A 20,719-nucleotide genomic window follows, 5' to 3' on the forward strand; every position below is an offset into this window, starting at 1 on the left:
ATAAAGTGCGACTTATTGAGTGCGTTTAGCCAGTTGTGGGCACTGCGAAGACCATTTAACAAATTTGGCATTGTAGATAATGATTATTAAGTTCTGTAAGGCCCAACGTCGGCGAAAGTGGACAATCTTGAGCAGCTTCCTTCTGGATGAAATCGCCCGCAAACAGAAGGCAATGAAAGGCCTGCAGCCGGAAGGCGAAGCGACGAGCGTCCAGACCGGGGCCGTGAAACCATAGCCGCGGACGCCGGACGCTCGGCAATCAACGCTTACTCATTTCCCCACTGATTCAGGAAGTTTGCAATATCGTCGATGCGGAAGTCAGCAATCCCGGCTTCGTGGGCAAGTTCGCCCTGGGTCTCTTCACTGATTTCTTCATTGTTGTTCAGGCGGGTGATCAGCGCCTGGAAATAATGGGCGAGCGCATCGCGCTCGGCGTCTTTCACCGGCGTGGCGGTCTCGTCTGAATATTCGTCAACGATGTCGTAAAACTTCAGCGGGATTGCATTGTTCATTTTCGCGTCCTTTTAAGGCGATTCAGCGGATGTGCGTGCTATTTTAGCATTGTTAGCAAGGCGGCAGCATCCCGTTGAATGAAAAGAGCAGGGCGGACCTTACTGCATCGAGGCGGGTAAAAACGCGACGGGACCCGTCAGCACATCAGGAAATCCCGTAATACTAAGTGAGAGCCTGGGTCATGAAATGGCGATTGCGACCCGGCTCAGTTGAAATATCTGCTCAGAACCCAGGACTGATATAACGTATCAGCGCCGTTCTCTTATCAGGTGACATTATTTTCCTGACAGTTCCCGGCGAATAATATCGGCGCCTGCGCTTAATGCATTAAGTTTTCCAGTTGCGACCTTTCGGGACAACGGCGTCATGCCACAATTGGTTGAAGGGTAGAGTTTATCAGCATCAACAAATTGCAGTGCTTTACGTAAAGTATCCGCGACTTCCTCAGGGGTTTCGATATTATTCGTCGCCACGTCGATCGCTCCAACCATTACTTTTTTACCGCGAATAAGCTCGAGCAGGTCCATTGGCACTCGTGAGTTATGGCACTCCAGTGAAACAATATCGATATTGGACGTTTGCAGTTTAGGGAACGCTTCTTCGTATTGTCTCCACTCTGAGCCCAATGTTTGCTTCCAGTCGGTATTGGCTTTGATGCCATATCCGTAGCAGATATGCACAGCCGTTTCACATTTTAGCCCCTCAATGGCTCTTTCCAGTGCGGCAATACCCCAGTCATTGACTTCATCAAAGAAAACATTAAAGGCAGGCTCATCAAACTGAATAATATCAACGCCAGCTGCTTCTAATTCTTTTGCTTCCTGATTGAGGATTTTGGCAAATTCCCATGCCAGTTTCTCGCGGCTTTTATAGTGGGCATCATAAAGCGTATCAATCATCGTCATAGGCCCAGGGAGTGCCCACTTGATGGGTTTGTTGGTTAACTGACGTAAAAAACGAGCATCTTCAACGAATACCGGTTTTTGGCGTTCAACTGCACCAACGACCGTCGGCACGCTCGCCTCATAACGATTACGGATTTTAACGACTTCGCGTTTTTCAAAGTCGACACCGCTGAGGTGCTCGATAAAGGTCGTGACAAAGTGTTGACGCGTTTGCTCGCCGTCGCTGACGATATCAATCCCCGCGCGCAGTTGATCAAACAGGGCAAGGCTCAGCGCATCTTTTTTCCCGTCAATTAACTCTTCATTTTGCAGTTTCCAGGGGGACCAAAGTTTCTCCGGTTCCGCAAGCCAGGAAGGTTTCGGTAAGCTGCCAGCGGTGGACGTGGGAAGTAAGATTGTCATAATAAAGCGCCTTGTATTTCCGGTTAATTAAAGAGCGTAGTGAGTAGACCAGGACTCAAAAACATGCTTGTAAGGTTTAATAAAGTGCTCTTCAGTAAATTGTCCCTGAATAATTGCCAGCTGGCTGCGTTCTTCCCGATCGTAAACAATTTTTGTTAATGAATGATCCTGATGATTCAGGCTGGGTTGATAAACCAGGCCTGCCGCCGAATTAGCATTGTAAATTTCCGGGCGGTAGATCTTCTGGAAGGTCTCCATCGTACTGATAGTGCCGATCAACTCCAGTGAAGTGTAATCGTGAAGTAAATCACCGGTAAAATAGAATGCTAACGGCGCAACGCTGTTTTTAGGCATAAAATAGCGAACCTGCAGCCCCATTTTACTAAAGTATTGTTCAGTTAAAGATGCGCCTGTTTTTTGCTCATACTCGATGCCCAATATCGGATGTTCATTTCCTGTACGGTGATAAACCTCTTTGCTTGAAATACTCAGGCAAATTACCGGGGACTTTTTAAATCGCTGTTTGTACTCGTTTGAATGGATGAAATGTTTGAAGATATTGCCATGCAAATCACCAAAATCATCCGGGATGCTGAAGTCACGCAGGCCTTTATTGTGATCTAACAATAATACGCTGAAGTCATAATCACGGACATAGGAGGAGAAGTTATTACCGACAATGCCTTCAATACGTTCATTCGTTTTTTTATCAATGATGCAGGTTTGTAAAATTTCAATTGCCGGGAAACTTTCGCCAGTCTCGCCGAGATTCAGTTCAGCTGAAATAATATCAAGTTCGACGCTATAGCGATCGCTTTTAGGGTTATCCCAATAAGCTAAGCTGTTGAAACGATTGTCGATCATCACCAACGTGTTGCGCAGATTTTGCTGGCGGTTTTGTCCTCTGGCCAGATTCGCAAAATTGGTCGTAATACGCGTATTCTCAGAAGGGTTATAGTTCTCGTCGAAACGGCTGCTTTTAATCGTAAATGTGATATCTGTTTTCATGGTGACGCGGCATCCTGAGGATTAAACAGAAAATGGCGCTGGTTTTCTGCTTACCCGTACGTGATGGGAGCAGTAGCGCAATGTCATTTTCTTGTTATCAATTAATTAACATATGTCTTTTATGCCAGAGCCAGTGGCGGAGTGAAAGCGACTAAATTTCAATGCTGCATGAGCCAACTTCATCATGAGAAATGCGACGTAATGTGAACGCTCGGTTTGCCGCAGCAGAGATGGTGATGTAACCAAAGTACGCATAATCTGAGACGAAATGCCGGAAAAAGAGTTTTAGTTCGTTGTGGACTGGACAAGCAGGAGCATGTCAGCATGCCGTTTGCGAACGACCGATGAGCATAGAGGAAAGTGAAATCGTACGAACAAGTGCGTCGTGGAAAACATTGCGGCGAGCAGATTAGCCATCAGACGGACAGAGCGAAGAGATCAACACGGAAGAAAGAGCGTTCAGAGGCCATCAGCGACCAGGTCAACGATGCCCACAAAACCCCGGATTCTGTCTAATTCCATATTGGTGCGCATAATGTATATTATGTTAAATCACATGACACATGAGCAATAAGCTCATGCACTACATCCCGGTGACCAGAAATCATGCATTAAAATCCCAACCATATCGCCTCCTCCTCTGTAATAATGATAAGTATCAATGCGTTCTGATAAACCTTAAAGGGAAAGTATGTCTAAGTTTCCGCTGTTCATGTTGATCATGTTCTGGAGCCTGACGCTTCGGGCCGAGCCTCTGTTCACTCAACAGGAGCAGTCCTGGATAGCGGCTCACCCGCGCGTCTATTACACGGTCAAAGATCTGTGGCCCCAGGAAACGGTACGCAATGGTATCCACAACGGAATCAGCCGTGAAGTTCTGGATGCGGTTTCCCAGCGCACCGGCCTGACGTTTGTGTTTGTGCCGCCAGATAAAATGGCAAAAACGCCGGTGATGATGGTCAGTGCTGTTAACGATAACTTACTTACTGATGAAGAACGGAAAAAATGGCTATTCACGTTTCCGTGGGCCAATACTATGCCGATGATCGTCAGTAAAAAAGAGGCTGTTCAGGTGCGTACGTTGCAACAGCTCCAGGATAAACAGATTGCCGTAGTCAAAGATTCTGATTTTACCCCCTGGCTGCAACGTCATTTCCCCGCCATGAATCTGGATGAGCAGCCCGATATCCTCACTGCTTTACAGTCTGTTGAATCAGGTAAAAACAACGCGGTTATTGCCTCCGGCCTGGTCATGCTCCCTATCCTTCAGCGTCACTATCTCCACCGGCTGGCGATCGTTGCACAAATCCCGGAGATGGCCAGTGGCATCAGCATGGCGATTAATCCAGCTTATCCTGAGCTGCAATCGATTCTGAATAAAAGCATGGAGCAAATTACGGCTGGCGATGCGCAGGATATGTTTGTCCACTGGATTGGCATCGTCGACATAGGCACGCCTACGCTCAATTTTGTTCTCTGGCAATATCGATATCCGCTGATGGTTATCGCCTCGTTAATTGTTCTGTTACTGATCGCGGTGCGTTTTGCACTGGTTTCCCGACGTCGGGCATTACGCAGTGAGCGGCACAAAAGTGATTTTTTGGCAGTAATGAGCCATGAAATTCGAACGCCGATGAATGCCATTGTTGCCGCGCTCGAGCTGCTGAAACAGATCCGCAGCCCTTCACGAAGTCAACAGTATATTGATCTGGCCTACTCTTCCTCGCAAGATCTGCTGGACCTACTCAACAGCGTGTTGGATCACGAAAAAATAAGCCATAACCGCCTGGCGATTCAACCTGAACCGGTGGAACCTGGTATCCTGCTTGAGACGGTATGCGACAGCCAGCGGCCGTCAGCACAGCGTAAAGCGTTATATCTTACGTTCATGGATCAGCGCCCTGCTCCCGCCAGTTGGGTTATGATGGATGCACACCGATTACGGCAAATTATTAATAACTTGCTGTCAAATGCCATAAAATTCACTGAAAATGGCGGAGTTTCCGTTCATCTTGCCGAGTCGGCGGACAGGCTGCTATTGACCGTGGAGGACACGGGAGCCGGTATCTCACCAACGGTGCAAAAGCGTCTGATGCAGGCCTGGCAACAGGGTGAGCATCAGGCTGGCGGCAGCGGGCTTGGGCTCTATATCTGCCGATCGCTGGTAAAGCAGATGCAAGGCACGATGGAACTGGTGAGTGAACCAGGCAAAGGAACGCGCGTAGCAATCGTTTTACCTCTACAACACTGCACCACCCCGGACGATAGCGCAAAGCCGGACTCGATGACACTCCCTGATTTCGCCGGGCAATGTTCCATATTAGTGGTGGAAGATCACGCAGCCAACCGCCAGATGTTGACCGCTCAGCTGGCCCGTCTGGGGTGTCATTTTGAAACCGCCGAGGATGGAGAAAGCGCACTTTTGCTGCTTGAAGACGAAAACTACTACGACATTATCCTGCTGGACTGCGGCCTGCCGGGTATCGATGGCTATACCACTACCCGGAAGATCCGCATGCTTGAACAGCAACAAAACCGGGAGGCCATGATTGTGGTAGCGATTTCGGCGCAAAGCTCAGCTCAGCATCTCGCACGCTGCCTCGAAAGCGGCATGAATGATGTCCTCACCAAACCGATTCGACTGAACACACTGGCGGAAACCCTGCAAAAATGGTGCACGCCAGCGGGTAGCCAGACGGTACAGATGGCCACTCATTTGCCGATCGGGGAGGATGTCTGGCTGGCGCTTCAGGATGATACCCGGAAGTTTATCGCTTACACCGAGCAACAGGAGCTATCCTGGATGCTGCACCATATCCATCGTATTAAAGGCGTAGCGCAAATGTACCAGATTGATAACCTCGCGGAGTACGCCGCCTCCCTGGAAGAGAGCCTGCGGGCCGGGCTGCCACGCGAACACTGGCAGGCACAAACATGGGGGCTAATGCTCAATAAGCTGACAACTCTGTCCTAATAAGAGCTTTTGAGAGTGCTCTTGTGTGCTCTGCATGGCCATTTTCGTTCAATCCCATTCGCCCCAAGAGACTGGCTCGCATACCGCGACAGCCACTAGGATTGAAGAAAGGTCATGATGCCCTGGTATAAAACGATTCTGCTACTGATAAACTGCCTGCTCGTCTTCACCGTACAGGCAGCCCCGCTGTTCAGCGAAAAAGAACGCGCCTGGATTGCCGAAAATCCGGTGATTTTCTACGATATTATTGATGACTGGCCGCTCGATTATATCGATCAGGGCAGACATTTTGGCCTGAGCCGGGCGTACCTCGAGCAGATAGAAAAAATGACGGGGTTACGCTTTAAGCTTGCCGGTGAACAACAGTCACCCGCCTTTGTCACTAACATGCCGGCGGCCTTAATGACGGAGCCTGAGCGTACTAAATGGCATTGGGCCCAACGCTGGGTCACCGCCAATGCTCTGGTAGTGACAAGCCATGATTCTGATCATATCCGCACTCTCGACCACCTCAGAACAAAGCGTGTTGCTGTTCGCATGGGCAGCCCATATGAAGAGTGGCTAACCCACTATTATCCCGAAATCGAACTCTCTCCACAGCCGGATATGAGCAGTCTGCTACAGAGCGTACTCTCAGGGGAAGCGGACGCCGCCATTGGTGCGGATCTGGTATTACGCCCCCTACTGTACCGCCGTTACGCCCACAAACTGGTGGTGGCCGGTCAGTTACCTGAGATGGTTACCGGGTTACATATGGCCATCTCACCAGAGTGGGAGCCGCTGCGCAACATCCTTTCTAAAGCGCTAGCCAGTATGCCAGCCAGTCAAAGCGACCGGCTTTTCAGTCAGTGGGTGGGCGATTTAAAAACCGGAAAGCTCACCGCTGAATTAATTTTCGCCCTCTACCCAGTGGAGATCGGACTGATTATGTTATTGCTGTTAAGTCTAATTTGGGCCCTGCGTCGGGCGCTGGTTCATAAGCGGCGCGCCGTGCTCAGTGAAGAGCGGAAAAGCCAGTTTCTCGCCATGATGAGCCATGAGATCCGCACGCCAATGAATGCGCTGGTTGCCGCGCTTGAACTGCTTCGCCTGCCTGCCGCCGCCCAACAGCGAGAAGAGTATCTGGAGCTGGCGCTCTCATCCTCTAAGAATCTGCAGGGTTTGCTGAATGACATTCTCGACCACTGCAAACTGGCGCAAAATCAGCTAAAACTGGACAATCACTGCTTTCTGCTACGTAAGATGATTGAAGAGCTGGAGGCCATTTATCACCCGCTGGCGCACCGGAAAGGACTACAGATTAGCGCCAGCCTTCCTCCTGTCCTGCGGGAACAGTGGATCGTTGCGGATGAGCATCGAATACGGCAGGTGATTGGTAATCTGCTGGCAAATGCCATCAGATTCACGGACCACGGGTGCGTTTCACTCGATGTGCAACAGCATCTGTCGGCAAAAGGCGATCCGATATTGCACATTGAGGTTGCCGATACCGGCATTGGGATCTCCCCCCAAGCGCGGCGTACCCTCTTCGAAGCCTGGACGCAGGCTGACAACGCCACCACACGCCGCTACGACGGCAGCGGTCTCGGGCTGTATATCTGTCATGAACTGGTGTCACTGGCTGGCGGAGCGCTTATCTGCCAGAGCGAGCCCGGGGTGGGTTCTGTCTTTCGTGTAGAGTTGCCGGTAACGTTTTGTGAAGCCCCCGTCGAGAGTCAAACAATCGAAACACTCCGGCACTTTAGCCCTGACACCTGCGTCCTGGTCGTGGAGGATCACCCTGCTAACCAGAAAATGCTGGCAGCACAGCTCGATGCCCTTAACTGTCAATATGAACTCGTCGGAGATGGCGCCAGCGCATTAGCACTGCTTGAAGATGAAAATTATTTTGACGTCATCCTGCTGGATTGCAACCTGCCGGACATAGACGGTTATGAAGTCGCTAAACGGGTACGGGAGTTTGAAAATATAACCGTACGACAGGCGACTCCCATTGTTGCCATCTCGGCGCTGAGCGGCCCGGAACATCAGCAGCAGTGCCGTGACAGCGGGATGGATGCGTGGCTGTCTAAGCCACTTTCAATTTATGCCCTCAGCGAGATGCTGGCTCGCTGGTGTCAGCCGCTGTACAGCGAACGACCGGCCGCTTTACCCGAAGTGACGCTGGATGACCCCCGGCAGTACATTGCTGATGATATTCGTCATTTTTGTGCCGCAGCGGAAAAGCACGATATACGCTGGATGGTGCATTACGTACACCGTTTAAACGGGGTGGCGAATCTCTATCAGCTCATGCCACTGGCACGTCATGCAAAAGAAATTGAAGATACCCTTCGGGAGGGAAATCCCCCTACTCCGGCACAAATTGACGCCTGGACAATCGCACTCAGGGGGTGGGAATCGGAAATGTAAGATAGTGGTCGCCCGGAATTCTGCGTAACGGCTCGCGCTTAACGGCGATCGCTCAGGCGGTCGCCGAACCCGGTAATAAAACGCTCCACTGCCGGCTGTGTGTTCCGGATTGGTATACTCCATTTTCTCGCAGCATCCTTTTTTGCCAGATAAATCTCTTTCGTATCGGGTCATTTATCGGGAATATTTTGCGTTTCTTAATGGCAATTCGACGTTACGGCGTCAGCGACATTAGGATATCGGTGTGGGTGATATTTCAGGGCGAGGATTTCACGGGGGGGCACAGGGATAAAATTTTGTTATCCATCTGCGCCATTAATTTGCCTGTCTCCATGACTGGACAGGCAATGACATAATTTTACTGATGATTTCGTGAGTTGGCGGGCGCTTATTTCAGCGTGTCGCGGATGAGAAACAGCTCGTGATCGGCTTTGAGTCCCAGTTTACGTAAGGCCGTTTGTTTTTGCCCACTAATAGTTTTGATACTGCGGTTAAATTTACTCGCGATGTCCGTCACCGTCATCCCTTCCATAAAGCAGCGAATCACCTCCTGCTCTTTAGGTGAAAGTACAGAGAGTTTTACGGCCTCCTGTACCGTTTCGGTACTGTGGCTTTCACGGCCATTCATAAATTGCGTGGTGTCCTGCAATTGTGCGAGCTGAAGCGCCATTTCTGGTTCAATATAGACTTTCCCACTGCTGACGACCCGAACAGCGTGGATCAGCTCATTCATCGGCCCGTTTTTACCGATAAACCCTTTCGCACCGCTGCGCAGCGCCAGAGCAACCGTCGCGCTGTTATACAGAGCAGAAATAACCAACACAACGAGTGACGGAAAATGGATCTGCAATGTTTTCAGCAGATTAAGACCATCCATATCATCCGGGGCGAGCGCGTAGTCAACCACCGCAACATCCACGTCCATTTTCTGTAACGCAGGAAGCAGCTGTCGGCTGCTGCTGTAGCTGCCAACCAGATGAAAATCCGGTTCCCGACTCAGCATATCGTTCATACCATGCAGCAAAATCGCATGGTCATCCAATGTGACAATGCGAACCTGGCTCGATTTATTTACACTCATAATCACTTTTCCCATGAAAGCATCCGCGGCAGATATACTGCCGCTTCTTATTTATAGAGTAATGTTAGCTTTCTGCACCTGTATTGCAGCTAATATCGCCGACCATAAGCGTGCCATTTTCCTGCTTAAACCGGGCATTATCTAACTTAACCGTACACGATTTTCCTTCTTTATGATGAATCGTCAGTTCACGGTTTTTCTGATGCATGTCGGTCACAAAGAAACCATCGTGTTCAGATATACCATAACCTGCATGGTTAGCCAGTTTAACACCGGATACCGGTTCACCTTTCCCGTCAACCAGACGGCCGACCACCGTTACCGTGCTCATCACGCGTACGCTATTGTAGGCTACTCCGCCTTTATTGAGGTGATAAGGTAATTCAGCTGGCCAGATCTTCATTGGCGGCGCATCGTTACCGTCGAAATCCACCTGAATTTGCCCGGATTTCCAGGCACTGACGGGTACAAAATTACGACCGGCGTGCAGAGTGCTGCTCATGCCATTGTTATCCCAGGCTTTCAGCTTCACATTCGGGTCATCGCTTTCAACATCAACAATCATTCCCGTATGGCTGGCCCAGCTTTCGGGGCTATGGCTGACGGAAATTTTCCCCCCGCCGATGGCAAGCGTATTGTTCATATTCATGCCACCACTCATCTTCTGATTTAACGTCGATTGCTGGGCAAATACCGAACCGCTGGCATAACGATGGTCAAATTCAGCATACACATTTCCGCCCACACCATACTTATCCGCAATGGCACCCACGCTGGCATGTTTAACCGGCCCGCTTTCAAATCTCTGCGTTACGCCTGCGCTGGCGAAATAATCTCTGCCCCCGCGGCTGTCGTTTCGGCTTCCCAGGCTGGCATTCACTGCCCGGTTGCTTTCACCCAAGGAGAAAGAAAAATTCACATTCATTCCCCGATTACGCTTTCCGCTATATTGGCTATATGGGCGGTCAAAACCATTCACTGTCACGCTGACGGGGGTATTTTTAACTTTAAAACGGGAGCGCCAGCTGGCATCTAACCCGAGACCACTCTGTTTATTACTATGAGCGCCCCGCAAGGAGACCGTGTCGCCATTGCTGAAGCGATGGTTCAGCGTTACGCCGCTATTCTGCTGACGATTAAAGTCACAATTTGTCGCTGAACACAGGCTCTCTTCTGACTGATACCAGCTTTGGCTGTGATTCAACAGCAGGCTGGTTTGCGGCATAAACTGCCAGTTAAGCTGCGCATCGTAGCGCGCTCCCCAGTCGTTACTGGTCCCCACGCTGCCATAAAAACGGGTGGCGTCATTCATCTGGATATCCGCTGAGGCACCAATCTGATCCGTCTGTGCATTGCGCTGTACGGCGCCGCCAAGGACGACTCTCGGCGTCAGCAAATAGTTCGCACTGGCACCCAGCGCCGCTTTATTCTCACCTTCATCACGCTCCTGGTTACCCAGTTCTTTTTCCACACCGCCGAAAAGATTGTAGTTCAGACGGCGATCCGGGTTCTTCCAGTGACCTGGCTTATAGACTGTCTCTTCCGTACGGCTAACCTCCTGGCCATCCTCAAGCAGGCGGACTTCAATGCCATAAATGCCCGGCGGCAGAACCGTCGTGTCCAGCTGCTGCATTCCGGTATCCACCGGCTGGCTATTGATGAGCACCCCGTCGCGATAGATCTCCGCAACGGACTCACGGTTCGCCGTAATATAGATGGGGTAAAGGCTGGCGCTCGCTGATGTTTCCAGCAACGTATCGGAGCTGCTCAGCATTGCCCCAACCAGCGTTTTCTGGCTGTTACGCCCCGGCATAACCGGCTGGCGTAAAATACCCTGCGTATCCGGCAAAAATAACCCGGTACGTACCGCATGATGCGGAAATTCGCGCTGCAAATAGAGTGAGCTGATGCGCGCCTGGGTCTCGCTCTCTTTCAGATCGCTGCGGCTAATCTGGCTGCTGGCCCGCCCGGTCCAGTGACCGATACTGCTTTCCAGCTGCAGGTTTTGATAACCGGACCAGGGCTGAAGCTCCCCGCCGGCCAGGTTCATTTGGTTACGCAGAATCATCCCAAGGCTACCCTCTTCCGGCAGCGCGATGGTTCTGGCTTTTCCTTTAGGCTCTTTGGCCGCCGTCGTGACAATATAAAGCGTGGCAGCGCTGAGGCTGTAGTACAGGCTTTGTAAGTCTCGCGGGCAGTCGCTTTCGCACTTACCTAAAGGAAAAGCATCACCCAGCGCTTTCGCCCACTGGCCACGGATGGCGGATGATATTGTACTGTTCTGAGTTTCGGTGAAATTCGCCAGTTGTACCGTTTTAGCGCGAGACAGTAAAATAGTGGCGTCCCCCAGGTACTGGCCATCCAGTTCTACTCTGGAAATGAGCGGCGCCCCGAAAATATGATCACTAAATCCTTCAGGCAGATTATCTGCCTGCATAAAAAGATCGTCCATGGGCATTGCAGCACACGACAGCGACGTCAGCACCATAGCCACAGCCAGAGCCAGCTGATTTTTACAAGGAAATGACATAGATTCATCCAGATTAAAAAAGGGCACAACGTGCCCTTAACTCTGCAAAAGGGTTAGATCTCGTAGTCAAACACCATATTGATCGTACCCTCGTAAGCACCCGCATCATAAGCTGATACTGTCCCTGGACTCACCACCAGAGGCAATGTCTGCTCCGCTGTTTCCGCTGCAGACAGAATTTCAGCCGGGGTACCAGACCCCACAGGCAGGGTCACGGAGTTAATTTTGATATCCAGCGGAATAATCTTTAACGGTTCAGTGGTGTGAACAAGCTGTGGTGCTGCACTCAGGTGAGCCGTGATCTTGCCGGAGGTGTTTTTCGCCTTCAGGTAGGTGCTCACGTTTTCCAGCGTTTCCGTATAGTTATTCCACGGCATGGTATGCGTGACGCCAGAAAAAGAAGGGTCGCTGAATACCACGTAATAACGCTCCACTGGAATGGTCGCTGCCAGGTCAAAAGTCAGCGTTGACGGGTCAGCGGCCATTGCTGGCGTAACTGCGGTGGTCATGGTAGTTGCAAATACTGCTGCCATTACGGTTGTTTTAAAGTTCATCATCATTCCTTAACTTTACAGGACGGGGTTATCCGAAAGACTTCGGCGTTTTCTTTTTGCCTTCAAGCAACGTAAATTGCGTGACGGCGTTGATCTCTTTTTTCAGCTCATAGCGAGAGCCAGGTCGAACAATGGTATAAACGGGATCAGAGCACTTCTCCGATTTACACTGTTTAATATCTTCCAGGCTAACACTGCTATTGCCCTTGTTATGAACAATAATTTTATTACCCTGTGTTTCAAATACCGTTTTATACTGCGGGTTTTTAGGGTGCACAATAACCATCACACCATATCCCGTTAGCACACTGATACCGGCATTCACTTTCGCAGAATATTCGTCGAATTCTTTCTGCGACTGTCCAAATTCATTTTTATCTTTCGGCATGACCGGAATAAAACGTACGCGATAGTAGCGTTCACGGTCACGATTGCCGGTAACAACCAGACGGCCAGACTGCATCCCTTTGGCCGGAATAATCATCCTTCCCGGGGTGAAAATAAGCCCGTCAATATTACTTTTCGCTGCATCCTGCGCATCGATGCGGGTTTCCTGTTTTTTACCATCAGGGCTGTAAGTCACTTCACGGACTTCTACTCGTACAAAGGCGGTGCTATCACCATTATTACGCACACGCTTGAGTTGCGTGCTTCTATCGCCATCGACTATTTCGTACATAGCACCAACATTTAATACGGGAGCAGAATTTGCCGCCCAGGTAATACTCATTAAACAAATGAGAGCTGTTACTCTTAACATAGTTTCCTCACACGCTGAAGTGCCTGTCTCAGACCTGACGTATGAAAAAGAGGCACGTAATTAACGAAAGCTAATATGCATCAAGACAAGAATGATCTCATACAAGACCACTCTCAAAAAATTCAGAGGGAAAAATAAAAATTCAACCACAACCAATAACATAACAATGAAATAACATTTTTTTATTATTTATTGATTTTTGCCAAAAAACAGTTAAAAGCGTTTTTTTGAGAGTGGTCTTGTTTCCGTTATAAGAGAGATCTTTATGATAGGACGCACTCCCCCAAATCACTTGCCGTTTGTGTATTACACACTGTAATAGAGTGAGAATACTTGATGAAAAAAATTAAAACACTATTTAGTGCCCTCTGTGTTTTAGGCGCACTTTCAGCCTGTGCCAGCGCCGAGGATTTGACTATTTCAGCCTCCTTCCGGCCTTCAGCACACAACCCAGATTACGATAACTTTAAGAACGATACGCCGCAAAGCGGACATTGCGCCACTTATCCATGCGCTTCTGGAAGGTTTTCCATTCTGACCGGGTTGATGGTTAATAATCGTGTTATCGATAGCACTAATCTCGCCGATAAGCGCCTGCACTCCTATCAAAAAGTCCGTTCGGAGTGGCGCGAGGTGCACCTTTTTCACCGGGAATCTGGCCGCTGGGTTACTGTTGAATTTCGCCTGAATTTGCTTGCTCAGCGCTTTTTCCGCCCGGAGGTCAGTTGGGCCACCTCTGACTTTCAGGGGGCCAGCGCCAACCCGGAAGGGGCATGCTCCGGTAACAATGGCGCAGTATCGACGAATGTTTATCATCTGGCCTGGAGTCACCCTGAAGCAAGCAGTTCTGTTTGTACCAAAAATATTCTTAATATTGTTCGTAATGATGTCACTATTGATAGAATTTCAATCGGTTACCAGCTCCGTAGTCCGAGCCCGATGACTATGCCTAACGGTACTTTTCGCGGCTCCATTGAATATTCGGTTGGTCGCGGTATGGATATTGATCTGGGTGAGGGTGATTACAGCGATAATGTTCTGCGCATCAATATTGAAGCAACCATTGAGCATGAGCTAAGAGTTGGCACACTGGGTAACACCCGTATCAGCCTGCAACCACCGGGAGGCTGGGACAACTGGAATCACGGCGGCGCCCCCGATTTCAAGCTCAGCGGTCGCGGGAACTTCACTGTAGTGGCATCGTCCCCGCTCAGCCTTAGTGTGGAATGCACCCACAGTGTCCTCAACACCTGCGCCCTGCAAAAGGATGGCTCAACGGAAAAAGTCCCTGTGCTGGTTAACCTTACTATTCCTGGAATGCGTATCAGAGAGACCGGGGGGGACGTTGTGGATACCTTCATTCCGCTATATCGGGGAGGTGTGGTGGGAACGGTTATCGAACCCGTGAGCTACGTCAATACAATTGGCAGCGTTGATTTTACCGTCGGTGAACCGGCCAGTGCTCTGATGGTCGAACATTTAGGCTCAACCTGGCGAGGCGCCGCGACGCTGATTTTTGACTCTGAATTACCGTTTATTCCGGGAGCCTGAAAATGACAATACCGCTTTCCGTTAACGCCCCTGTAGGGCAAAGCGAATTGCTTGAGCGCCTCCTCCATCCGACCCCGCTCATCAAAGATTTCCACTACTGGCTCGATAGCCAGAGTGGTAAACGCGTGATATGCAGCGTCGAACTGGATGCGCTGTGCACAAAAATAAATACTCTCGAAGCAACCGGGCTGGAGCTGGTACTCAACCTGCGGCTGCTGCAGGAGATAATCAGAATGGATTTACTGGAAATTACGCCCGTGATGCTCAGTATTACCGATGAGTGGCTCGCCTACCCCGACCTGCCGGAATTATTGGACAGAATTATCAACTTCAAACAGCTCACAAACCCCATACTCCTGCACATCATTCCTGAACAAAAGGCGTCACTGGGCCGACATCTGAAAACCAATATCAAGAACCTGAAATCCCGGGGATGTAGCATTGTTATCGATGGATGCAGTCTCGACAGAACAGATAACCACATTATCAGGGGATGCGACGGCATAATGTATGAGATGGACGAACTTATCGCTAAACCAGAGAATCAGGAACAACTTCAAATTTATCGGAACGGGGGCAAGTTTATTCAGATTGCCGGCGTCAAGCCGGAGCTCTTGCCGCTGGCAAGGCAACTGGCCGGAGATGATTTTTATTACTCATACCAGTAAGACGTCTCGCCGCTAAGACCTGACCACAGAGCTGACGACGCCTGATGATCCTCATCGGGCGTTTTTTTATTTAATCCATCGCAGAAACAAAAAAACCGCTTTAACACAGAGGCTGCACATTCTTTTGGCAAAGCTTAACCTCGGCGATATTACTCCAGGCGTGATATGCGTGACTTTGCTTCATCAAGATGGCTGCGTAACGCCACAAGACAAGGGGCAAAATTTGCAGACAGGCGGTTACTGTCACGGGCTAACGCCAAAAAGCTCTCGGCTAATTCGAGCGCTTCTCGCCAGATCTCCCCACTAATCACCTCAAGCAGCGTCGCTGGCCGAAGCGTATTCACAATTTCACCACCCGATTTAGGGGCAAAACCCATCGGCAGAATGTCATAGGCTGGCGCAAGCTGGTATGGACGACCATGACCGCTGATGAACGATAAATTACCGTGGTGCATGTCGGTATTGCCGATCAGCCCCCCAAATGCCCAAAGCCGCGCCGTGCCAACGGCGGCATCAGGATGAACACAACCCTGCTTAACCAGCTCATTAACCAGAATGGGCCATGGGTCCCTCGCCCGCCCGACAAATTCCGCCTCCAGCGCCCGCAAAGAAAAGAGACCAATGCGGCCCAGTTGGCCAGCACGGTCGAACCGGGGGATCTCGAGGAAACGCTGTCCTTCAAAATCAAACACTTCTGTTTCTACACCGAGTACTTTTAAGGCAAGATGCTCGGCCAGTAGCAGATCGCGCCAGCGCTCGCTCACGGGGTTATCGTCCAGAGCCGTGAATTTCACCAGCACATGGCCACGCTCTGTATAAGTGCAAAATTTTGGTTGCTCACCGCCGGCAGATGAACCTGGCACCTCGCCAGAGCTGACAGCCCGCGCCAGCATAGGATAAGTTGTCGCGCGGTCAACGGGGCTGGGAGTTGGCATATCCACGAACTGATTTCTTGCCTGTTCTCCTATCAACAGATTTCCTACGGCGTCGTGTCCATGAGACAACAAAGCTCTGATCACATCCGAATCGGTCCAGTTTTCAGGATTAGAAGATAAGCCAAGCCCGGCTGAATAGGTTGATGCATAAGCTCTTCCAAGATATCCCTGCGGTCGCATATCAAATAGCCACCATGGCAGGCCGTCGCTATGGAGGCATATTTTGTCATCCTGCTCCATGACAAATCCGTCCGGATAAACCGGAATGAGTTTGCCCAGCGGTTTTATCTGGCCTGTTTCGGATATGCGATAAACAGGGGCAGAACTGAACCCACGAAAAGCATCGCGTAACGCATATTGAATAGATGGACCTGAGCCGATCCGAACAATATCATCACCGAGTGTTCTTAGGGTACGAGACAACGTCGGCTGACTAATGCCAATTATATCAATAAGTTTCCTTGCAGGCATGGGCCCCTGGCGCAGTAACTGGCAGATCGTATCGGATCGATTTATCATGATGCGAATCGCTTTATGAATAGATGTGTGAATAGATAAATTAACAGTTAATTGCTGAGATGTCATCCGCGCAGGACGTTTCTCCGCCCAGTCAGGCAGAGAATCGGTGAACGGATTTCATTTCTTTTGGGAGCGTTGGGACAGGCGTCTGAAGGGGACTGCGAAGTCTTTGTTGTCGGTCTCAGCGCTCTGAGGGCTTTTTGCTCTGCCAGTTTGCCCACGGATTATCAGCCGGGGCTGTTTCTGCATGCTGCACATCCTGCAGCGAATCGATATAGAGCGCTTCAACTTCTTTGCGGGCCCATGGCGTGCGGCGAAGAAATTTCAGGCTTGATTTGATGCTCGGGTCGCTTTTAAAGCAGTTGATGTTGACATGCTTTGCCAGCTCTGCCCAACCGTAACGCTCAACCAGCGTCGTGAGTAACGCTTCAAGCGTGATGCCATGTAACGGATCTTTCGAAGGCTGGGCGGTCATTGTCGGTCCTGGTCGCTTATGAATTTGCGCACACCTTACTGACTCAGCAAGCGATGCGCAATACGCAGTGGCTCTGCCCCGCCCTTTACGTCATTTTCAGAGGCTGGCGGTTGATGTAACGATAGCCAAAATAACGGCAGGCTCCTTGCGGAACGCTGCCGTGTTGATTATGACTTAGCGCGTCGGGCGATGATCTCGTCCGCCACGTTGCGTGGCGCTTCTGCGTAGTGATGGAACTCCATGCTGTAAGTTGCCCGCCCCTGCGACATCGAACGCAGCGTTGTGGAATAACCAAACATTTCGGCCAATGGCACGTCAGCACGGATGATCTGACTGCCAAAGCGCTCCTCCATGCCCTGCACCATGCCGCGACGGGAAGAGAGATCGCCCATAATGTTCCCGGCGTACTCCTCCGGCGTTTCCACTTCGACGTGCATTACCGGTTCAAGAATTATCGGATCTGCCCGTCGCGCGCCCTCTTTAAAGCCAAAGATAGCCGCCATGCGAAACGCCATTTCCGACGAGTCGACGTCATGATAAGAACCAAACGTCAGCGTCGCCTTCACATCCACGACAGGATAGCCCGCCAGCACACCGGTGTTCATGGCTTCACGCAGCCCTTTTTCCACCGAAGGAATATACTCGCGCGGCACCACGCCGCCCTTGGTGGCATCCTCAAATTTGAAGCCGCTTCCCGGCTCCAGCGGTTCGAGAGAGAGCACAACGTGACCGTACTGCCCTTTCCCGCCGGACTGACGCACAAACTTGCCTTCGATCTCATTCACCGCTTTGCGGATCGTCTCGCGGTACGTCACCTGTGGTCGGCCAATGTTGGCCTCCACGCCAAACTCACGCTTCATGCGGTCGACGATAATGTCGAGGTGCAGCTCACCCATACCGGAAATGATCGTCTGGCCAGACTCGTCATCCGTATGCAGGCGGAACGACGGATCTTCCGACGCCAGGCGCTGCAACGCGATACCCATTTTCTCCTGGTCCGCCTTGGTTTTCGGCTCGATGGCGAGTGAAATTACCGGCTCCGGAAACTCCATGCGCTCAAGCGTAATCACCTTGTCCGGATCGCTCAACGTATCCCCGGTGGTAACGTCCTTCAGCCCCACGCAGGCGGCGATATCCCCGGCGCGCAGCTCGTCGACCTCATGCCTGTCGTTGGCATGCATCTGCACGATGCGTCCGATTCGCTCCTTTTTACCTTTAACCGGGTTATACACGGCGTCACCTTTGCGCAGTACGCCAGAATAGACGCGAATAAAGGTCAGCTGGCCTACGTATGGATCGGTCATCAGCTTGAACGCCAGCGCCGAGAATGGTTCATCATCACTCGGATGACGCTCCGCCGGTTGGCCTTTTTCATCCACCCCGTCGATAGCCGGCACGTCGAGCGGTGACGGCATAAACTCAACCACCGCATCGAGCATGCGCTGTACGCCTTTGTTTTTAAACGCGCTGCCGCAAAGCATCGGCTGGATTTCCCCGGAAACCGTACGGATCCGCAGACCGGCGACGATCTCACTTTCGCTGAGATCGCCCGTCTCCAGATATTTATCCATCAGCGCGTCGCTGGCTTCTGCCGCTGCGGAGACCATTTTCTCGCGCCACTCCTGCGCGGTTGTCAGCAACGTTTCCGGGACAGGCCCGTAGCTGAACGTCATGCCCTGAGTGGCATCGTTCCAGTGGATCTCGCGCATCTTAATGAGATCAATCACGCCGGAGAAATGCTCTTCCGCGCCGACGGGAATCACAATCGGCACCGGATTGGCCTTCAGGCGGTCCTTCATCATCTGCACCACGCGGAAGAAATCCGCTCCCTGGCGGTCCATCTTGTTGACGAACGCCAGTCGTGGAACGTGATATTTATTGGCCTGTCGCCAGACGGTTTCCGACTGCGGCTGCACGCCGCCGACGGCGTCATAAACCATCACCGCGCCGTCGAGCACGCGCATAGAACGCTCCACCTCAATGGTGAAATCTACGTGGCCCGGGGTGTCGATAATGTTAATCCGGTGCGGTTCAAAATTACTGTCCATACCCGGCCAGAAAGTGCTGACCGCGGCGGAAGTGATCGTAATGCCGCGCTCCTGCTCCTGCGCCATCCAGTCAGTTGTTGCCGCGCCATCGTGTACTTCACCCAATTTGTGGCTCATTCCGGTGTAAAACAGAATGCGCTCGGTGGTGGTTGTTTTACCGGCATCGATATGCGCGGAGATACCGATGTTGCGATAACGTTCGAGAGGGATGGGTCGGGGCATGATGCGTCCTTAGTCTGTTGACTGTCAGTGAGCGACGGGTATTCGCCGCCCTGCTTTTAACGCTGTCAATAATAGTACAACTGTACGAGTATATTCGAACTATATTACCTATCACAGGTATCGATGAAACGGCGGGAACGCGCGTGGCTTTCATTCAGGGCTTTCGGTATATTACCGCCCACCAGCGCCCGCTATGCAGACACAGGAACAGTATGATCGCCAACCATCCGGAACGTGAACAGATTCGCCTCGAAAATGTGCTCTTTGCGCTCGGGAATGCACTGCGTCTGGAGATAGTGAAAACCCTGGCCGACGGCAGCGAACTGAGCTGCGGCGCCCTGCGCCAGGACGTGGCGAAATCGACCATGACTCACCACTGGCGCGTGTTGCGCGACAGCGGCGTTATCTGGCAGCGCCCTCAGGGGCGGGAAAATCTGATTTCACTGCGCCGGGAAGATTTAGACGCCCGTTTCCCCGGTCTGCTGGACACGCTGTTAGAAGCCGCTCTTCGTAACAACTGGCAGGAATGACGGTATAAGTCCCCTATCATCCAGGCTACGGAGGCCCACAAGAGCCCTCTGAATATCCAACGATGATAGCGGTACTGGTGGCGTTCCCGCGCATTGGCCTGCTCAATTCGATTATCAACATCCCTTTCCATTGATTTTCCCTAAGTTTTCCGCGTGACCGTCCGATACTGTTTGTAGCCTAAGCGATTTTGCGCATTACCGTTTTCGATTGTCAGCACAAAACGCCAGGTCTCACTATGTTTAATACTGATAAAGACAAACCGTAACGATGGATACTGACTTTGGACAAAAACCAACGCGCCAGGATGCTGCGTGAGAGCTGGCCTCTGCTCTTTGCGCAGGAACCGCTCAAGCCGATGAAAACGGGCATTATGCAGGACCTGATTGCCGATGCCGAAAAGCGACAAATTGATTTTTCGGGGCTGGACATTGGTAAAGCCCTGAAGCGCTATACGCGTACCATTCCTTATCAGCTGGCGCTGGCAAACAGCTCTCTGCGTTACGGGATTGATGGCCAGCCCGACGGCGTGGTGACCGAAGAGCAGCGTAAGATGGCGTTAACCTGGCTAAATAATAATCCGCACTATCCGCAGGGTGCAGAAAAATCGCTACCAGAGAAAGAGCCGCGCTGA

The 20,719-nt window shown here is 51.2% G+C and carries 16 protein-coding genes; 6 read left to right on the forward strand and 10 right to left on the reverse strand.

The features are described 5' to 3' along the window. Positions 1-266: 266 nt before the first annotated feature. The 3 genes from RTU33_RS07850 to RTU33_RS07860 all read right to left on the reverse strand — a co-directional run bounded on the left by RTU33_RS07850 (position 267) and on the right by RTU33_RS07860 (position 2,828). Positions 267-512: a DUF2543 family protein gene (locus RTU33_RS07850; RefSeq protein WP_312626457.1), complete on the reverse strand. Its 246-nt coding sequence runs from the start codon at positions 510-512 to the stop codon at positions 267-269. A 276-nt stretch (positions 513-788) separates the two neighbouring features. Continuing rightward, complete coding sequence (locus tag RTU33_RS07855) at positions 789-1,820, reverse strand: methionine synthase (protein WP_312626458.1); 1,032 nt, start codon at positions 1,818-1,820, stop codon at positions 789-791. Between the two features lie 27 nt (positions 1,821-1,847). Next, positions 1,848-2,828, reverse strand: coding sequence for a DUF1852 domain-containing protein (locus RTU33_RS07860; RefSeq protein WP_312626459.1), 981 nt, complete (start codon positions 2,826-2,828; stop codon positions 1,848-1,850). Between the two features lie 691 nt (positions 2,829-3,519). On the opposite strand from RTU33_RS07860, the gene RTU33_RS07865 reads away from it, so the two are divergent. Continuing rightward, entirely contained in the window at positions 3,520-5,802 is a 2,283-nt protein-coding gene (locus RTU33_RS07865; RefSeq protein WP_312626460.1) for an ATP-binding protein, read from the forward strand. 114 nt (positions 5,803-5,916) lie between these two features. Beyond that, positions 5,917-8,214: an ATP-binding protein gene (locus tag RTU33_RS07870; protein ID WP_312626461.1), complete on the forward strand. Its 2,298-nt coding sequence runs from the start codon at positions 5,917-5,919 to the stop codon at positions 8,212-8,214. Between the two features lie 388 nt (positions 8,215-8,602). Here the strand turns inward: RTU33_RS07870 and RTU33_RS07880 are convergent, their stop codons facing one another. The 4 genes from RTU33_RS07880 to RTU33_RS07895 form a co-directional block, all read right to left on the reverse strand. Further along, positions 8,603-9,295 carry a response regulator transcription factor gene (locus tag RTU33_RS07880; RefSeq protein WP_312626462.1) on the reverse strand — a complete coding sequence of 231 codons (693 nt, stop codon included), beginning with the start codon at positions 9,293-9,295 and terminating at the stop codon, positions 8,603-8,605. Positions 9,296-9,359: 64 nt separating this feature from the next. Then, positions 9,360-11,825: a CS1-pili formation C-terminal domain-containing protein gene (locus RTU33_RS07885; protein WP_312626463.1), complete on the reverse strand. Its 2,466-nt coding sequence runs from the start codon at positions 11,823-11,825 to the stop codon at positions 9,360-9,362. A 53-nt stretch (positions 11,826-11,878) separates the two neighbouring features. Further along, complete coding sequence (locus RTU33_RS07890; RefSeq protein ID WP_312626464.1) at positions 11,879-12,385, reverse strand: CS1 type fimbrial major subunit; 507 nt, start codon at positions 12,383-12,385, stop codon at positions 11,879-11,881. Positions 12,386-12,407: 22 nt separating this feature from the next. After that, a complete protein-coding gene (locus tag RTU33_RS07895) occupies positions 12,408-13,139 on the reverse strand; it encodes a hypothetical protein (RefSeq protein WP_312626465.1) in 732 nt (243 codons plus the stop codon). Positions 13,140-13,475: 336 nt separating this feature from the next. On the opposite strand from RTU33_RS07895, the gene RTU33_RS07900 reads away from it, so the two are divergent. Together RTU33_RS07900 and RTU33_RS07905 are read left to right on the forward strand one after the other, a co-directional pair. After that, a complete protein-coding gene (locus tag RTU33_RS07900) occupies positions 13,476-14,690 on the forward strand; it encodes a hypothetical protein (protein ID WP_312626466.1) in 1,215 nt (404 codons plus the stop codon). 2 nt (positions 14,691-14,692) lie between these two features. Then, positions 14,693-15,358 (forward strand): hypothetical protein, encoded by a 666-nt coding sequence (locus RTU33_RS07905; protein WP_312626467.1) that lies wholly within the window; start codon positions 14,693-14,695, stop codon positions 15,356-15,358. A 149-nt stretch (positions 15,359-15,507) separates the two neighbouring features. Here RTU33_RS07905 and yjjJ read toward each other — a convergent pair whose 3' ends face one another. The 3 genes from yjjJ to fusA form a co-directional block, all read right to left on the reverse strand. After that, entirely contained in the window at positions 15,508-16,812 is a 1,305-nt protein-coding gene (gene yjjJ / locus RTU33_RS07910; protein WP_312626502.1) for a type II toxin-antitoxin system HipA family toxin YjjJ, read from the reverse strand. Positions 16,813-16,993: 181 nt separating this feature from the next. Continuing rightward, positions 16,994-17,287: a VF530 family protein gene (locus tag RTU33_RS07915; protein WP_312626468.1), complete on the reverse strand. Its 294-nt coding sequence runs from the start codon at positions 17,285-17,287 to the stop codon at positions 16,994-16,996. 167 nt (positions 17,288-17,454) lie between these two features. Then, a complete protein-coding gene (gene fusA, locus RTU33_RS07920; RefSeq protein WP_312626469.1) occupies positions 17,455-19,557 on the reverse strand; it encodes an elongation factor G in 2,103 nt (700 codons plus the stop codon). A 212-nt stretch (positions 19,558-19,769) separates the two neighbouring features. On the opposite strand from fusA, the gene RTU33_RS07925 reads away from it, so the two are divergent. Further along, positions 19,770-20,087 carry a helix-turn-helix transcriptional regulator gene (locus RTU33_RS07925; protein WP_312626470.1) on the forward strand — a complete coding sequence of 106 codons (318 nt, stop codon included), beginning with the start codon at positions 19,770-19,772 and terminating at the stop codon, positions 20,085-20,087. Positions 20,088-20,368: 281 nt separating this feature from the next. Further along, positions 20,369-20,719, forward strand: coding sequence for a ProQ/FinO family protein (locus RTU33_RS07930; RefSeq protein WP_312626471.1), 351 nt, complete (start codon positions 20,369-20,371; stop codon positions 20,717-20,719).

The sequence above is a fragment of the Scandinavium sp. genome (assembly GCF_032012665.1).
GTDB lineage: Bacteria > Pseudomonadota > Gammaproteobacteria > Enterobacterales > Enterobacteriaceae > Scandinavium.

Excerpts from the sequence above, each read along its gene's own strand:
- RTU33_RS07865 (WP_312626460.1), top strand. The coding sequence starts at position 3,520 with ATGTCTAAGTTTCCGCTGTTCATGTTGATCATGTTCTGGAGCCTGACG.
- RTU33_RS07860 (WP_312626459.1), bottom strand. The coding sequence starts at position 2,828 with ATGAAAACAGATATCACATTTACGATTAAAAGCAGCCGTTTCGACGAG.
- RTU33_RS07870 (WP_312626461.1), top strand. The coding sequence starts at position 5,917 with ATGATGCCCTGGTATAAAACGATTCTGCTACTGATAAACTGCCTGCTC.
- fusA (WP_312626469.1), bottom strand. The coding sequence starts at position 19,557 with ATGCCCCGACCCATCCCTCTCGAACGTTATCGCAACATCGGTATCTCC.
- RTU33_RS07925 (WP_312626470.1), top strand. The coding sequence starts at position 19,770 with ATGATCGCCAACCATCCGGAACGTGAACAGATTCGCCTCGAAAATGTG.
- RTU33_RS07905 (WP_312626467.1), top strand. The coding sequence starts at position 14,693 with ATGACAATACCGCTTTCCGTTAACGCCCCTGTAGGGCAAAGCGAATTG.
- RTU33_RS07850 (WP_312626457.1), bottom strand. The coding sequence starts at position 512 with ATGAACAATGCAATCCCGCTGAAGTTTTACGACATCGTTGACGAATAT.
- RTU33_RS07915 (WP_312626468.1), bottom strand. The coding sequence starts at position 17,287 with ATGACCGCCCAGCCTTCGAAAGATCCGTTACATGGCATCACGCTTGAA.
- RTU33_RS07880 (WP_312626462.1), bottom strand. The coding sequence starts at position 9,295 with ATGAGTGTAAATAAATCGAGCCAGGTTCGCATTGTCACATTGGATGAC.
- RTU33_RS07855 (WP_312626458.1), bottom strand. The coding sequence starts at position 1,820 with ATGACAATCTTACTTCCCACGTCCACCGCTGGCAGCTTACCGAAACCT.
- yjjJ (WP_312626502.1), bottom strand. The coding sequence starts at position 16,812 with ATGATAAATCGATCCGATACGATCTGCCAGTTACTGCGCCAGGGGCCC.
- RTU33_RS07900 (WP_312626466.1), top strand. The coding sequence starts at position 13,476 with ATGAAAAAAATTAAAACACTATTTAGTGCCCTCTGTGTTTTAGGCGCA.
- RTU33_RS07885 (WP_312626463.1), bottom strand. The coding sequence starts at position 11,825 with ATGTCATTTCCTTGTAAAAATCAGCTGGCTCTGGCTGTGGCTATGGTG.
- RTU33_RS07890 (WP_312626464.1), bottom strand. The coding sequence starts at position 12,385 with ATGATGATGAACTTTAAAACAACCGTAATGGCAGCAGTATTTGCAACT.
- RTU33_RS07895 (WP_312626465.1), bottom strand. The coding sequence starts at position 13,139 with ATGTTAAGAGTAACAGCTCTCATTTGTTTAATGAGTATTACCTGGGCG.